This window comes from Pseudoalteromonas sp. TAE79 (genome assembly GCF_000498015.1).
Classification (GTDB): Bacteria; Pseudomonadota; Gammaproteobacteria; order Enterobacterales; family Alteromonadaceae; genus Pseudoalteromonas.
The window spans coordinates 29552-45674 of sequence record NZ_AUTL01000058.1 but is presented as its reverse complement, the minus strand read 5'-3'; the positions used below and the strand labels follow the sequence as shown (position 1 = coordinate 45674).

The window sequence follows — 16123 nt, the reverse complement described above, 5'->3', positions numbered from 1 at the left end:
ATAGCTATCAAATTCCTTATGAGTTGGATAACAAAAGGCAATATTGAGGAATTTAATGAACGCGATGCTATTACAACTATTAAAAAGCTAGAGCTTAAAAGGCAGCAATTAAAGTCTGAAGGCAATGGTAAAAAATTATCAACTGCAGAACTTAAACTGTTACTTTCTGCATACAATTACACTGGTAATGAGAAGCTATCTAATAAAATAGCTACAACCTTGATTGAAAGGCGTAATAACCGCGCAGAACAAGCATCCAGCAAAGAAGAAATAGATATTGCGAATAAACTGACTATAGATAATTTAGATATTCCATATTAAAAAGCATATTACATATTTTTGGTATGTGCTCTCAATAACACCAAAAATATGTAATGTAGCTCATATAAAATATGCTCACGTAGACCTATTTTTAATAACTTCCCATAAAATACGACGAATATAGCCCTACAAATAAATAAAACACCAAGAATATGTTACGTACATACAAAGGTACAAGCTCTCAACACCAAAAATATGTTGCGTACATGCAAAGATATAACCCCTAACACCAAAAATATGTTGCATACCTACAAAAATAGTACATGCAAAGATATAATCTCCATGATAAGAAATATGTTACATACACAAAAAAATGTTACATACAAAAATATAATCCCTCAACACCAAAAATATGTTACGTACATACAAAGATACAAGCTCTCAACACCAAAAATATGTTACGCATATACACAAATACAAACTTTCAACCTCAGAATTGTGTTAAATATATTAAAAAAGAGCTTAATCTATCATTTTGCATGCTAGCAATGAGACATATACTATAAAAATAGTGTATGTCGTCAGAACCTTATTCTAAAAAAGAACACCAAATATATGTAATCTAAACACCAAATATATGTAATCTAAACACCAAATATATGATCCGAAACACCAAATATATGATCTAAAACACCAAATATATGATCCGAAACACCAAATATATGATCTGCTATTATGTTTTTATCTTTTAATAACAATAACTTACAGACGCCTATAGTTCTTATAGATCTTATAGTTTTAATAGATTTAATAGAATTAATAGGTACTGTGGATATGTGAATAAGTTAATGACGATTCTAACGAGTTAATTGGATCAACATCTTACTAACTCATTGGTGAAATAGTTAATAATCAAGACTAATTACTCTATTAAGCTACTATTAAAAAGAATTAAGCTTTAAAAACACTATGGAGTAACTAAATATCTGATCTATAAAGCACTTTGCTGGCAATACTCAGTGATAGTTAAATTGCTAGCTTGCTACTCTTCTATAATACTACGCCAGTACTCAAGGCTACGTGTTTTCCTCATGTAAAGCTGGAGAAAGATTAATAGCTTTAACTGATTATTAGCAGGTGCCCTTTATTAGACGCTTATGGTAGTTATTACCTATTCATAAAGGCCTTTGAAAGGTCCTTTAAAAGACTAAAAACCAATCAAATATTTAACTTGAACAGGCAAGTATATATTTAGGTCTCTAAAGAGACCATTTAAGTTTTATTTTTAAACGCTACTTTTATCGAAATTTTCCGAGAAAACCCATTGCTCGACGCGAAGCGGCGTCGATGGGTAGTTCACTTTGGATAAATATCTCACTACCAAGTCACAATCCCAGATAAATAGGAAATGATCCAATTAATCCCTGTAATAGCTATGTATGAGCTATTTTTGCGGAAATATGCATTACAATCCCAGAAATAAAGGGAATGCTCCTACCAATCCTCTGTAATAGCTATGTATGAGCTATTTTAGTGGAAATACGCATCACAATCCCAGAAATACAGGGAGTTCTCTTATCAATCCCCTGTAATAGTTATGTATAAGCTGCCTTCGTGGAAATATGCATCACAATCCCAGATAGATAGTTATTTGGGAAGTGATTGGAAAGTTCCATGGGGTTTATTCTAAGTAATGAGGCAGAGTATTTTCCCCATTTAATGATAGAAGTTCTGCAGATGAGAGGTTTTGTTTACTAACGAAATACTTGAAAGCAAGTCGTCAACAAAGAAGGGCGTTTCGATAGTACAATTATCAAATCGGTACGGATGTGAAATCCCTAATAAGAAAACTTTTTATCAACTTTTTGCCGTAAAACACCGTTCCTTTAGGTCGGTGATATAAGGCAATAGTCGCGAAGCGACTAAGTGGGTTGTTCCTTTTTGATTGACTGTATATAATAACAGTATGATTATTCGCAAAGCTTATAAATTTCGTTTAAAAACAACACCCGATATTAACGCTAAAATGGCGCAATATGCGGGAAATTGTCGATTCTTGTGGAATAAAGCCTTAGCGATTAACTTATTTAAGTTACAGAATGAACAAAAAATTTGCTACTACCAAGAGTTGGATTTCTTTTCCAAACTTTGGAAAAAAAGCGAGGAGTATGGCTTTTTAACACTATCGCCCGCACAAACTATCCAACAAACATTAAAACAGCTTGAACGCGCCTTTAAAGACGCATTCGATAAAAACCAACCACTCAAACGGGTGCCTACTTTTAAGAAAAAAGGAGAGGTGAATAGCTTTAGTTTTCCACAAGGCTTTAAAATCGACAAGAATGGGAAACGTATTTTTTTACCTAAAATCGGTTGGGTTAATGTTAGAAAAAGCCAAGCTATTTTAGGAAAAGCTAAAAACGTCACTGTTTCACAAAAAGGAAAGCACTGGTTTGTTTCAATCCAAGTTGAACAAGAAGTAGCACCACTTAAGCACCCATCAAACGCCATGATTGGCGGAGATTTAGGCGTGAAACGCCTAATTACCCTTTCTGATGGCAGTTTTGTGGAGCCGATAGATACCAGCAAACAGACAATCAGGATCAAACGATTACAGAAGCAACTTGCTAGAAAAGTGAAATTTTCAAGTAACTGGAAAAAATTAAAAGCAAAGATCACAACATTTCATACGAAAGTTGCCAATATTCGTCATGACAAATTACATAAGATCTCAACACAGTTGAGCAAAAGCCACGCAATCATCGTGCTAGAAGATCTTAAAATTAGAAATATGACGAAAAACAGCAAAGGCAACAGTGAGCAGCATGGAAAAATGGTGAAACAAAAATCTGGCTTAAACCGCGTCATTCTCAATCAAGGATGGGGAATGTTTAAAGAGATGCTGAAATATAAGCAGGATTGGCTCGGCGGTCAGGTTATTTTTGTTGATCCGAAACATACCAGTCAAACGTGTCCAGCGTGTGGCCATCAATCAAAAGATAACCGATTAACGCAGTCTAAGTTTGAATGTGCGAAGTGCGGTTATCAAGATAATGCGGATCATGTTGGCGCATTAAATATTTTAGCGCGAGGTCATCGCGTTCTAGCCTGTGGAGAGATTGACATTAGTCAGCTTGTTGAAGCAGGAACTTGCCTTATGAGTGATCATAAGGCCCCGATGGTTTTAAACTAATCGGAATCCCCCTCCTTTCCTGAACTTGTTCAGGCGCTTAGCGAGGTGGGGGAGGATGTCAAAAGAGGGTTGCTCAATGCTGGCACAAACTAGCGATAAAAACCTTTACCCCAATCAAACTTAGATTACGAAGAAGTAAGTTGCGGGCTGGTGACTTCTTTGGCCAGCTTTTGTGATGTCAGGATAGATAGCGCTTTAACTAGTTTTTAAAAGCGCTACCTACGGCCCACCACCTAAACCCTATAGTTGGTTGCATCGGTTTTCCCAGATAGAGCCGGAATAACCCCCTGAAAACACCTAAATACAGGGAAATAAATCAAATTCCAACCTAAGTCATTGATCTATAACTAGAGGTTTACTGCATCGGTTTTCCGAAGAAATCCCAGATAAACTCTCTTTCAAGCCTAAGAGAAGCAGAGCTTAAAGCACAAAATAAACCTAAGCCATTGTTTTATAACTATAGGTTTGTTGCATCGGTTTAAAGCAGGGTATATAGGTTTGCTGCATCGGTTTGAGTGATTGACAATGGTGAACAAGGATTGATACATCAGAACATACGTCAAATGGATAAAAAACAGTCTAATATCACAACTTATTTCATAAAATACAAAAATCACCTGTGAGCAACTGAGGTAAATAGACCGAAAAACCCTATAGGTTTAGTGCATCGGTTTAAGAAAAATAGTGAAAACTCCGATATTACAATCATAAACGCACGAGGAGGCGTTTGTAACTGTGCGTTCTTAGTTCTTCTTACTACCCAACATCAACTGTGTTGATATGAGACACATGATCATTACATAATCTTTGCCCCTTAATCTTAATGTGTATATTATCTCAACTAATAAAACAAAAGGATTAGCTGTTTAGTTATTAACTAATACGGCTTGGCAGGGAATAGTATGTCGTTACCAGATTACCAATCATTCATGACTCCATTACTGCAGTGCTTAGCTAACGGTAAAACCGTCAAGCTTAAAGACATTGAAGCAAGCGTTTATCAAAACCTCGGTTTATCAGTAGAGCAGCTTAAGCTACGTATACCTAATGGTAAACAAACCTATGCCTACCATCGCTTGCAATGGGCTAAAACATACTTAGTTAAAGCAGGGTTAATTGAGCAACCTAAAAGAGCCTTTTGTACCATTACGAGCAAAGGTTTATCTGCGTTAGCAACAGGTGAACAAATCAATAACCAGTATTTAAGCCAATATCCTGAGTTTTTAGATTTTAAAACCCGTACTAAAGATACTAGCGACTCACTAGACGAAAACACCACCAGCTTAGTAAATAGCAACTCACACAAAACACCCGAAGAGCTGATAGAAGCAGCGGTAGATACACTCAACACTAACTTAAGCGACGAAATACTACAGGCCGTGCTTTCGGCCTCCCCTGCGTTTTTTGAAAACCTTGTAGTCGATTTAATGCTAGCTATGGGCTATGGCGGCTCACGTAAAGATGCAGGGCAAGCTACTCAGTATACTCAAGATGGTGGCATTGATGGCGTAATAAAAGAAGATAAACTCGGCCTCGAAATGATATATTTACAGGCTAAGCGCTACACCAATAAAACAGTGGGTAGAGCAGACATACAAGCCTTTGCGGGCGCACTTGATATGCACCGCGCTAAAAAGGGCGTATTCATCACCACCAGCGGCTTTAGTAAAGATGCACTGGAATATGTAGGCTTAATAGAAAAGCGCATAGTGCTTGTAGATGGTAAACAACTTACAGAGCTAATGCTTACTCATAACTTAGGCGTTAGCACCAAACAAGTATTTGAAGTAAAAGCGCTCGATAGCGATTACTTTTTAGAAGATTAACACGCACGTGCAGTGCGTATGTAGAAGCTCTACACAACTAATTAAGAGATTAGATTAATGGTTCAACAACACCAACAAGAATTAAAAAAGCAGCTTTGGAATATTGCTAACAGCTTGCGTGGCAATATGTCGGCTGATGACTTTCGTGATTACATACTTGGGCTTATTTTTTATAAATACCTGTCAGATAAGCTCAATACCTATGCTGATCAGCTACTAAGTGAAGACGGTATTGTATTTGCTAAAATTGACGAAACTACAGCAGAGGGACAAGAGTACTTAGAAGCTGTAAAAGAAGAGGCACTTGATAAGCTTGGCTACTTTTTAAAACCTGCAGAGCTTTTTCATGTACTTGCTGAGCGCGGTTCTAACGATAAGTTTATACTTGATGATGTAACCAACGTGCTTAACCATATTGAGCAAAGTACTATGGGCGTAGACAGCGCTGATGACTTTAACGGTTTGTTTGATGACCTAGATCTAACCTCTAACAAGCTAGGTAAAACACCGGATGCGCGTAATAAGTTAATAGCCAAAGTATTAGAGCACCTTGGTAACATCGACTTTCACCTAGAAAGTAGCGAAATAGACATACTTGGCGATGCGTACGAATACCTTATTGGTATGTTTGCTAGTGGCGCGGGTAAAAAAGCAGGTGAGTTTTATATAATGTCATCTTCATTTTTTACTAACGAATGCCACCTTCATAAAGCAGCTTAAACTGTTACCGCTTACCAATTAAATTTATCTATTTCTCTCCTTGCTTCACTATAAATTTTTAACCTATTTCCAACAGTAAAAAAGATCTTGCCATGAGCGTTTCCAAGATCAGTTTTCATGGAGTTGAAATTATTTTTCCATTCGCCTTTTGCGCCATCAAAGTGATTTGAGCAGTATTCGATTAATTGGTCCAAATCAACAAAACCATTACTTGATTCAAGTTCTAAAAAACCTTTAATCAATTGATGATTTTTCTGCCAAGGTTTTTGCGACCATATCTTGATTCTATGTAATTTAGTAAATTCATCTAAAGTGGAGTTCACTTGTTGTAATTCTGACGAAGGCTCAGTTATATCTGGAGCTTCCGATGGAGTGATGCAAAATAGTTTTTGAAACAAAGAGCCTATTGAATTAATTGATTCAAACTGACCTTTGTTTATAACTCGAATATTGGGTCGCTCATTTTTAACCCCGTCCTTATTTCCCTTGGTGTGCTTGGCTATCTTAAGGTTATCTATGTTCGGTAAAGGTTCACCAGCTTGATCACCATAAAATAAAAACTCTTTAAACTCTAAAGAGTCTTCATCGAATATGATCCAAACTACACAGCCTGAGGGTTTATCCGCTAATTTTATATGCACTTTTTGCTGGGTTGTTGAGGAAGACCTGTACGATGCCTTCAGTTGAATATGCCGAACAACCCCGTAACACTCGGCAATGATATCGTAACCTGAATTATCAACCTCTGGTTTTGCTACCTCAAGACCGCATTCATGTTCAAGCCAAGATAGTTTCAGTAACTCTCCTACAAATAAATGTTCAATTAACTTTTCTCTATATGACGAGTGTTCGTTATGCTTACTCATATTACTTGCGGTATCCTGTATGCCATTGGTTAGGTTTAAGTTGGGTTAAATATTCAATAGCAAAATCGAGTAGTCCTCTTTCATAAGCCCAGTCAATCTGCTGTTGAACACATTTGCGTTTTTCTTCATCACTAGTATCAAACCAATAACCCAAAATAAGTGATTGAGGCGGTTTACCATTGCCCATTTCTGATAATAGCTCTTCGAATTTAACCCACTGAGGGGGCATAGGGCATACTCTATTGTCACTAATACAAACTGATATTAATTCTGACTTATTCATTCAAATACATCTCCGCCATGTCATCTAATTTGGCTTTTACTTCTTTCCAGTTTGGCATTACTTGGGTTAATAAGCGCCAGAAGCGCTCACTGTGATTGTGTTCTGCAATATGGCAAAGCTCGTGCAGTATCACGTAATCAATACATTCTTTCGGGGCTTTAACTAGGTGTGGATTGAGCATCAAGTTACCTTTGGTAGAGCAGCTTCCCCATTGCTTTTTCATTGCCATCACACGAAAAGACGGAATGCCTGTTACCCATGTGGTCTTAGGAAGTAGTTCGGCTAGTCGCTCATGGAAAATAGCTTTTGCTTTATGCTGATACCATTTATCGATTAGCGGTTTAATTTTCGCAGCGCGGCTACCTTGACTATCCGGGGCAGTATCTTTGCTTATTTCATACTTGAGTGTGACGTTCAATTTGCCTCGGCTGAGCTTCACACTGGGCACTTGCTCAGCATCAACAATGACCTTGAGTACATAGCGCTTACCTAAATAAAATTGGGTTTCGCCACTTACATAACGCTTATGCAATACCGTGTCTTTTTGCTTTGCAAAGTCATTAATACTTTGCCATATCCATCTTGCACGCTTTTGCATGGCATCAACAATAGCATCATCACTAGCATCATGAGGCACAGTAGCTACAACACGTTGATCAGGGTGAATCTTTATAATTACTTTGCGAGCGGTTTTCTTAGTGTTATCACTAGGCTTTGTTTTACGAATGACATCATAGCAAATGGTGTCGTTACCATAAGTAAAAACACCTCGTTCGTTGGTTGTTGCGCTGCTTTTTTCAGAATGAATAGCAGCGGCTACCGTTTTTTGCGTCACTTACATTAGCCTCTAGCTATGCCTAATCGGGTTATCTTTAACACTTCTTCAATCAGCTTTTGAGCGTTATCAAGGCCAAGATCACCAAACAACATAGGTAACAACTTCATGTGTATGGCGTTTTCAATTTCCGCAGGGTTAATGGAATACTCAGCAACCGCGTCATTTACGACGGCATCAATATCAAAAGCAAGCGCTATCAATTTCTCATTATCCAGTGCCTTTTCAGTTAAAAGCTCACTATCGAATAAATGTTTGAACAGGCCAAAATAGGCTTGGGCATGTTTGTTTAACTTGCCTGCGTCATCCATAAAGTCATTAGGGACATCAGCGATCTTGCGGTCTTTTACTTCTTGCTCAAAATCAGCGAACAATATGTACTGCTTTACTGGCGCATCAAACATCGCTTTGGCATCTTCAATGGCCTTTTTAAGCATCTTAGAAAAATATTCCTGCGCATACGGATCGTCAGCTAAGTCTTGCTCAATCATCTTAGTGATTCGGCCTGTAATTTTATCTGTTTGGTTACGCGCTTCGTCATCGCTCATATCCTGTGGCTTAACGTCTTTGCCCAAGTTACCGACTAAATACGCCCCGTCAGGTTCTTTTACTTCAATACCCGCTATGTGTTTATCGAGCAAGCTACGGATATCTTCTGCGTATTCATCATAGTTAATGGTTTCGTCGGCATCCTCACGTACTTGTTTACGTAAATCTACAAAGGCTTTTAAGTCTCGTTTGTATAGGTCGCGTTTGTTATCAAACGACTTATCTTCAAAGTAGGTGGCTGACTGTAGCGCTACTTTCATACAGTTTGAAAATGCGGTTAGTGCTGAGTAGAAGTCATCACGCTTTTTAAGATTGGTATCGGTAAGCTTACCACCAACCTCATGTACTTTTGGTGCCAATGCTTGGCGTAAAGCGGGGCCATCTTGTTTGTTTTTAACCCCATCGAATATCGCCCACAAATCGCTGTGCAGCCCCGGAAGCTTTTTGTATTCCGTATCCATTCGGTTATATAAACCTTTCAGATCATCAATATCAAAGCCGCCTTGGGTACGCTCCGCAAGGTCTTGGTACTTTTCAATGGTGGTATCAAGCTCTTTTAAAATGCCTCGGTAATCAATTAAGTAACCAAACTGCTTTTTGCTATGTAAACGGTTTACACGGGCAATGGCTTGAATAAGGTTATGTTCTTTTAGAGGTTTATCAATATACAGTACGGTGTTCTTTGGCTCATCAAAGCCCGTTAGCAGTTTATCAACCACTATCATGATGTCAGGGCCGTCATCTCTGCCAAAGTCTTCAATAATGGCTTTGGTGTAGGCTTTTTCATCCATTTTATCAACATTGGCTTTCCACCAATTTTGTACAATGTCTTTGCTTTCTTGATCAACTACATCATGCCCCTCACGCGTGTCAGGAGCCGACATTGCAACAACTGATGTCACGGTGCCAATTTTATCTAAAGCCTCTTTATAACGTATTGCAGAGGCTTTAGAGTCACAGGCTAATTGACCTTTTAAACCTTGATGCTTAAAGTTTTGAAAATGGTCGGCAATATCATAGGCAATTAACATAATGCGATCGGCAGTTTGATAAATCTGACCTTTTTGCGAAAACTTTCTTTTTAAATCGGTTTTTTGTTTGTCGCTCAGCTTACTGGTACTGCGTTCAAACCACGCATCAATGGCTTTGTCGTTAACGTTTAGCTCTGGTATACGCTCTTCATACAAAAGTGGGGTTACGGTTTTATCTTCAACCGCTTGTTGCATCGTGTAAGAGTGAATGATCTTACCGAACTTGTTTTCGGTCTTATCGTCTTTTAATAGCGGCGTACCTGTAAAGGCGATAAAAGCCGCTTTAGGTAGGGTTTGCTGCATACGGATATTATTTTCACCGTTTTGGCTGCGGTGACCTTCATCCACTAATACAATAATATTAGGGCTATCGTTGTAACAGTCTTTGTGTTTTATGGCAGAGCCAAACTTATTAATGATCGAGAAAATAACCCGTTCGTTACCTTGACCAATTTGCTCGGCCAAACGCTTACCTGTGGTCGCCATCGCATCTTTTTTATCGCGGTCGGTCAGTACACCACCAGAAGCAAACGTACGGCTTAGCTGGTCTTCTAAATCAACGCGGTCAGTCACAATAATTACGCGGCACTGCGCTAGCTCTTCAAGCCAAATAAGCGCTTTGGATAAAAACACCATAGTAAACGACTTACCACTGCCCGTAGTATGCCAAATAACACCGCCTTGACGTGCGCCAGCGCCGCGAGCGGAAGAAGAGTCATCAAATGTATTAATTCGCTCAATAAGTGCTTTTATACCAAACACCTGCTGGTATCGAGCTACAATCTTGCCAGCTTTTTTATCAAATAAGGTAAACAGGCGGGTCATATCTAATAAGCGTTCAGGGCGTAATAAACTTACAATCAGCCTATCTTGGTCGGTTACCGTCAGCTCACCTGCGGCAATAAGCGACTGGTAATCTGTTTTATCTTTTGCAGGGCGATGATTAAACAGTGCATTTAATTGCTCATCACGCAATGTATGGTTTTTAAGCCTGACAAACTCAGCTTCCGGTATATGCTCTTCTTTCCACTTTGCCCAAAACTTCTCAGGGGTGCCGCACGTTGCATACAAGCCCTCATGCCCGTTTATGGCCAATAATAACTGGCTGTAGGCATATAAATGCGGTATTTCATCTTGCTTTTGGTTACGAATATGCTGAGAGATTGCTGCAAAGTTGGTCGATTTACCTTCTTTGTTTGAATCGGGGCGTTTTGCCTCAATCACCACTAATGGCAACCCATTTACAAAACACACAATGTCAGGTCTACGGTTACCTGTGCCCTCGGCATTTTGTACTACTAATTCTTCGGTACAATGAAACGCATTTTTATCAATATTATGCCAATCAATCAGCCTAATAGTGGGGGATGCTTTTTTACCATCAATAAATTCAGTCACACTCACGCCATACATTAGCGCATCATAAATTTTCTCGTTAGCGGCTTTTAGCCCCAAGTTCATAGCAGGGTTCAGCTCATGCATTACCTTATCAATGGCCGCTTCTGAGAGCGTATGCTGCTTACCTGCAAACGAAAACGTCTGTTTGGCTAAAAAGGCACGCATCACAGGTAACAACACCACCTGATGGGTACTTTTTTTGTTACCTGCTAACGTGTTCCCGCGAAGAGCTTCACACTCACTCGGTGGAATAAACGTATAGCCTAAGTTAATCAGCAACGTTAGCGCAGGAATTTTTGCGCTAAACTCTTCTTGAAATTTAACACTGCTTTTAACCTTATTTGGCATGGTCATCCTTGTTCCTTTGTTGTTGCTGTAAGCGTTGTTGTAATTGTTCTAATGCTTGCAGTTCGCGCTCATCTTCGCGTGTTGCTTCTTCTAATTTACGATGGTTGTCAAACTGCTCATAGCGCTGTTTTGCTATTTCTTCCATATGTGTACGGCTCACTTTGCCTGCATTGGCCAGTAAAGCTTGTTCGTTAAACGTTATAAAGTTGTCTACATACTGTCGCCAGTTCTCAAGCGTTAAACGCTGTTTGTTTTTTGCTCTTAACTCGGCAAATTCTAAAAACATATTAACTAATCGGTTAAGCTTATCTAGCTCATCGGCTTGCAGGTAATTTTTAGCTATTACCACATCGGCTTTACGCACACGATTGCCCGAAAAATTGGTCAGGTTCATATTTGGCAGATCAGGGTTTGCTCGCTCTATCACTAACTCTGCGGCCGTAAACCCGGTGGCGGCGTAAAATAGTTTATTTTGCACCTCAGCAAACAATAAACCGGTGTCTTTTTCATTGGCACGATAATCGTCAGATAAAGCAAATAAATCACGCACTTTCTGATAAAAGCGCTTTTCTGACGAACGTATGTCGCGAATACGTTTAAGCAACTCATCAAAATAATCCCATTTGGGGTCTTTAAGTCGCTCATCATCCATCGCAAACCCTTTGCTTAAATACTCGCTTAAGGTGCGAGTTGCCCATTGCCTAAATTGCGTGCCTCGGGTTGAGCGAACACGGTAACCTACAGCAATAATCATTGGCAGTGCATACAGCTGGGTAAGGTACTCTTTACCATCTGCCGCAGTTGTAAACTTAGAGTTGACAACTGCGGCCTCAGACAGCTCATTCTCTGTTAATACGCTTTTTACGTGCTTGCTAATATTTTGCTTACTGGTTTGATATAGCTGCGCTATTTCAAGTTGTGTAAGCCACACATTACCATCCAGCGTGCGTAGCACAAACTGCGACTGCCCATCATCAGTGGTGTAAAGAATGAGTTCATCTGTCATAGGTCTATATACTCCTTTTTATAGCTAGTTCACGCTAACTAGCTGCCTACCTGCAATTATCGGGCTGTGTTAATTTGTCTCAGCAATGCGAATACCCGCAGGGTCGCCCGTAGGCAAAAAGATTTGAATAGTGCGAGGTCGCTTTTGCGTGATCACGCGACCTCCTTATCATCCACTTTTACTCTGCGCTTGCCTGTTAATAGTTGCTGCATCAGCGCTTTTTTCTCTTGTTTTAGGTCTGCGAGTTGTTGTTCTAATAACTCGATTTCTTGGTCTGCATTAACTAATACAGAGGCAATTTTTTGTTGCTCTTCATCACTTGGTCTAAAAACTGGACAATCCAACACCTCATCTTTGCGAAGATTTGTTTGTTTTACACCATCGTCAAATTGTAAGTAATAGCTATTTCTGTTTAAGGTGTAATATAAAAAGATTGAGTTGATTGATTTTGGACGAAATCTAGCAACACGCTGATTTACAGTGAATTTTTCAGAAGTATCCACGTACAAACATTTTGCAATAGCCTTTCCATTTGGCACATCACTCATGACCATTAAAACATCTCCCACATTAGCTAAGCAAAAGGCGGAGTCAGTAGTTTTTTTCACGAGTCCATCAGATGAAATATATTTAGAATTTACGACTAAGTATTTGCCATCTTCAACAATATGCTTTTCGTGACCTTTACCGTTATTAAATTCAACGACATCAGCCAACTTAACTTCTTCCCACTCTCCCTCAAACGGTTTACCTGAATCATCAAGTAGGCGCTTTCTTTGGGTATGAGCGCCCGTGAGCAGTTGTTGCATTAGGGCTTTTTTCTGCTGTTTGCTGTTGTCGATTAGGCGCTCAGTGGTGCTAATCGCTTTATCCCACGTAGATAGGATTTTGGCGATTTTGCGTTGTTCTGGGAGTGGTGGAAGTGATATATCCAATCTAGCAACATTCTTATGTCCAACGTGAGGTTGTCCTGCCGGATTGAATAGCCTTTTAAGCATTCGCTCACGAGCGTCACTGTTTAGATATACCCAAAGGAACCCTTTGTCTAACTTATTAAGTTTTGAGCTTTTAACTGCTATTTTAAATGCATTGTTACACAATACACCTTCCTTCGCCTGATAAACGCTACCCGATGTGTTTCCAGTATTAACCATTACAATATCACCACTGAGTAATAGCTTATTTGGATATACATCCTTCACATAAACGGGAAACTTGTCTGTGAATAAATCTCTAATATAGATATATCTGACATATCCATCTTGCGGCTGTTTGATAGTATCTTTATCAGCTATTTGTACACCTTGTGTAAAGTCACATAAATTCCCTAAGCGGGTTTGTTCAAATTCACCCATGATTTTCCTCCCGACTTTTCATTCCATTAGGCACCATAACCCAGCTCCTTTAAATAGCCTTCCATTTCCGCTTCCAGTGTTTTTAACTCGCTTTGTAACTGGACACGCTCTGTGCGTACTGCCACTAAATCAATTTCAGCTTCTTCTTCAAAGGTATCAACGTAACGAGGGATGTTTAGGTTAAAGTCGTTCTCTTTGATCTCATCAAAACTGGCTAGGTAGGCGTATTTATCAACGCTTTCACGAGCCTTGTAGGTGTCGATAACTTTTTGAATGTTGTCTGCCGTTAACTGGTTTTGGTTTTTGCCTGACTTAAACTCACGACTGGCATTAATAAACAATACGTTTTTGTCGGTCTTGTGTTTTTTGAATATCAAGATGGCGGCTGGAATACCTGTGCCAAAGAACAACTTTTCTGGTAAACCAATCACGGTATCGAGCAAGTTTTCTTCAATTAGTTGTTGGCGGATTTTGCCTTCGCTTGATGCTCTAAATAACACACCATGCGGCACGACCACACCCATGCGACCTGTTTCGGGTTTTAGCGTTTCAATCATGTGGCTGATAAACGCATAGTCGCCTTTGGTTTTTGGTGGAATACCACGTCTAAAGCGCCCATAAGGGTCGTTGCTGGCATCATCATGCCCCCACTTATCCAAACTAAACGGCGGGTTGGCGGTTACGACATCAAAGTGCAATAAGCCGTTGCCGTCTTTATCAAGTAGCAGTGGGTTACGAATGGTGTCGCCCCATTCAATGCGGTGGTTGTCTTCACCGTGTAGGAACATGTTCATTTTGGCGAGTGCCCATGTTGAACCTATCGCTTCTTGCCCAAATAAAGCGTATTTTTTAGAGCCAGAGTTTTTGCGCACCATAGCGCCACATTTAAGTAGCAGTGAGCCACTGCCTGTACACGGGTCACATATTTGGTCGCCCTCGACTGGCTCTAAAACGGTTGCCAAAAGAGTTGAGACCTCAGGCGGGGTGTAGTATTCACCAGCGGTCGCGCCACTGCCAGCGGCAAAGTGTTTAATAAGGTATTCATAGGCGTTACCGATAATATCTAAGCTGCCTACACGCTCTGTGCTTAGGTTTAAAATGTCTTTACCAAAGTCTTCTAGTAAGTGGCGTAGTAAATCGTTCTTTTGTTTTTCTTGGCCTAAGCGGTCGGTGTTAAAGCTAATGTCTTGGAATACGTTTTTAAGCTTACTGCCGTTGGCTTCTTCCAGTGCGTGTAAGGCTTTATCGATGCGCTCACCGTTACCTGCTTCATAACGCTTTTCGTATAAATCCCAAAAACTTGCGCCTTCTGGTAGTACAAAACGCTGTTTCGACATCATGGCGTGGATCAGCTCTGGATTATCACCATATTGCGCAACGAGTTTGTTGTATTCGTCTTTATACACGTCAGAGATGTACTTTAAAAACAGCATGGTCAAGATGAAATCTTTATAAGTATCGGCACTAATCACACCACGGAAGGTGTCACAAGCGGCCCATACTGCTTTGTTGATATCGTCCTGATTGATTTGGTTGGTTGTGGTCATATTTTTTAAGTCCTTATTATTAATTTTTAAATCTGTTTTGTTTTAGGCTCTCTTTCAAACGCATGAGCTTTCAAGTGCGTGAATAGCAATGGCTTCTAGTTGTTGCTGTCTATTTTCAATCAGCTTTTGTAATACTTTTTGCTCTCTAACAGCGCAGCGGTGCATTGCAGCGAGTTGTTTTTGTTTCTCAAACTTAAGCACCTTAATGGGCACATTCTCTAATACTTGCCTGCGAATACTTAGGTGCATTGAACCCTCGGCAGTCGCTTTGAAATAACGCTGTGCAGGTTGTTGGTTGAGTTGCCAGCACAAGAAATCGGGCACGATCACATCTTTAAACTCAGGCTTTAAACGCACCATAAAAAAGTGTGGTGAGCAGAGTGTGCGCTCTAATACCTGTTCTACTAATACGCTGTAATGTTTTGCCCCTTTAGCGACAAATAACACATCGCCATTTTGTAACCAGTCGGGTTGTTTCTTCGTATTTAATACGGTTTCAACCATAGTGTATTGATTGATATCACCTGTTGGCTCGGTATCCCTTACCTGAACAACATTTACGTCACCATTGTCGTATTGCTTCACCGTGCCACGAAAAGGGTGGCCTAAGCGGATATCGGCAATATCACTCAGGCGCAGCTCTTCAGTAGCTTGGCGCATTTTTGCATTCATGAACGTTAAACCTTGGTTGTGTTCAGTAAACCGATTTGCTCAAAAAGTAAATAAACGCCAATGGGATATGACCAACTGGCGTTACAAAATCGGAATTAATTTAATGAAAATTATTGTGGCTGACATTGTTGGCTAGGTCAATTTATTTTTGCAGTAATCAAATACTGCAATTTGTTGTTGACACCTTAAATGCTCATGCGTATATTTTGCAGTATTGTAATGGAGCATTTAAT

General features: G+C 39.7%; 12 protein-coding genes and 1 pseudogene. 5 read left to right on the top strand and 8 right to left on the bottom strand.

Annotation, left to right across the window (positions count from 1 at the left end):
* The 4 genes and pseudogenes from L655_RS0102235 to L655_RS0102220 form a co-directional block, all read left to right on the top strand.
* Nucleotides 1-321, top strand: a pseudogene (locus L655_RS0102235) (replication initiation protein); the annotation flags it as partial.
* A 1906-nt stretch (nucleotides 322-2227) separates the two neighbouring features.
* Nucleotides 2228-3454 (top strand): RNA-guided endonuclease TnpB family protein, encoded by a 1227-nt coding sequence (locus tag L655_RS0102230; RefSeq protein WP_024603964.1) that lies wholly within the window; start codon nucleotides 2228-2230, stop codon nucleotides 3452-3454.
* A 902-nt stretch (nucleotides 3455-4356) separates the two neighbouring features.
* Nucleotides 4357-5280, top strand: coding sequence for a restriction endonuclease (locus L655_RS0102225; RefSeq protein WP_024603963.1), 924 nt, complete (start codon nucleotides 4357-4359; stop codon nucleotides 5278-5280).
* A gap of 57 nt (nucleotides 5281-5337) precedes the next feature.
* A complete protein-coding gene (locus tag L655_RS0102220) occupies nucleotides 5338-6000 on the top strand; it encodes a type I restriction-modification system subunit M N-terminal domain-containing protein (RefSeq protein ID WP_024603962.1) in 663 nt (220 codons plus the stop codon).
* An 11-nt stretch (nucleotides 6001-6011) separates the two neighbouring features.
* Here the strand turns inward: L655_RS0102220 and L655_RS1000000127490 are convergent, their stop codons facing one another.
* The 8 genes from L655_RS1000000127490 to L655_RS0102175 all read right to left on the bottom strand — a co-directional run bounded on the left by L655_RS1000000127490 (nucleotide 6012) and on the right by L655_RS0102175 (nucleotide 15890).
* Nucleotides 6012-6866 (bottom strand): hypothetical protein, encoded by an 855-nt coding sequence (locus L655_RS1000000127490; RefSeq protein WP_024603961.1) that lies wholly within the window; start codon nucleotides 6864-6866, stop codon nucleotides 6012-6014.
* A 1-nt stretch (nucleotide 6867) separates the two neighbouring features.
* On the bottom strand, nucleotides 6868-7149 hold the full coding sequence (locus L655_RS0102210) for a hypothetical protein (protein ID WP_024603960.1): 282 nt from the start codon (nucleotides 7147-7149) through the stop codon (nucleotides 6868-6870).
* Nucleotides 7142-7984, bottom strand: coding sequence for a SprT family zinc-dependent metalloprotease (locus L655_RS0102205; RefSeq protein ID WP_024603959.1), 843 nt, complete (start codon nucleotides 7982-7984; stop codon nucleotides 7142-7144). Before L655_RS0102205 ends, L655_RS0102210 begins: the two co-directional genes overlap by 8 nt.
* A 5-nt stretch (nucleotides 7985-7989) precedes the next feature.
* A complete protein-coding gene (locus L655_RS0102200; RefSeq protein ID WP_024603958.1) occupies nucleotides 7990-11316 on the bottom strand; it encodes an HsdR family type I site-specific deoxyribonuclease in 3327 nt (1108 codons plus the stop codon).
* Nucleotides 11300-12316, bottom strand: coding sequence for a RhuM family protein (gene rhuM / locus L655_RS0102195; RefSeq protein WP_024603957.1), 1017 nt, complete (start codon nucleotides 12314-12316; stop codon nucleotides 11300-11302). Before rhuM ends, L655_RS0102200 begins: the two co-directional genes overlap by 17 nt.
* Nucleotides 12317-12468: 152 nt before the next feature.
* Nucleotides 12469-13671: a restriction endonuclease subunit S gene (locus L655_RS0102185; RefSeq protein ID WP_024603956.1), complete on the bottom strand. Its 1203-nt coding sequence runs from the start codon at nucleotides 13669-13671 to the stop codon at nucleotides 12469-12471.
* A 26-nt stretch (nucleotides 13672-13697) separates the two neighbouring features.
* Complete coding sequence (locus L655_RS0102180; RefSeq protein ID WP_024603955.1) at nucleotides 13698-15218, bottom strand: type I restriction-modification system subunit M; 1521 nt, start codon at nucleotides 15216-15218, stop codon at nucleotides 13698-13700.
* A gap of 54 nt (nucleotides 15219-15272) precedes the next feature.
* Nucleotides 15273-15890, bottom strand: coding sequence for a restriction endonuclease subunit S (locus tag L655_RS0102175; protein ID WP_024603954.1), 618 nt, complete (start codon nucleotides 15888-15890; stop codon nucleotides 15273-15275).
* Here L655_RS0102175 and L655_RS1000000127380 point away from each other — a divergent pair.
* Nucleotides 15889-16026, top strand: a complete 138-nt coding sequence (locus L655_RS1000000127380) for a hypothetical protein (RefSeq protein WP_158000937.1) — start codon at nucleotides 15889-15891, stop codon at nucleotides 16024-16026. The genes L655_RS0102175 and L655_RS1000000127380 overlap by 2 nt on opposite strands.
* Nucleotides 16027-16123: the final 97 nt, after the last annotated feature.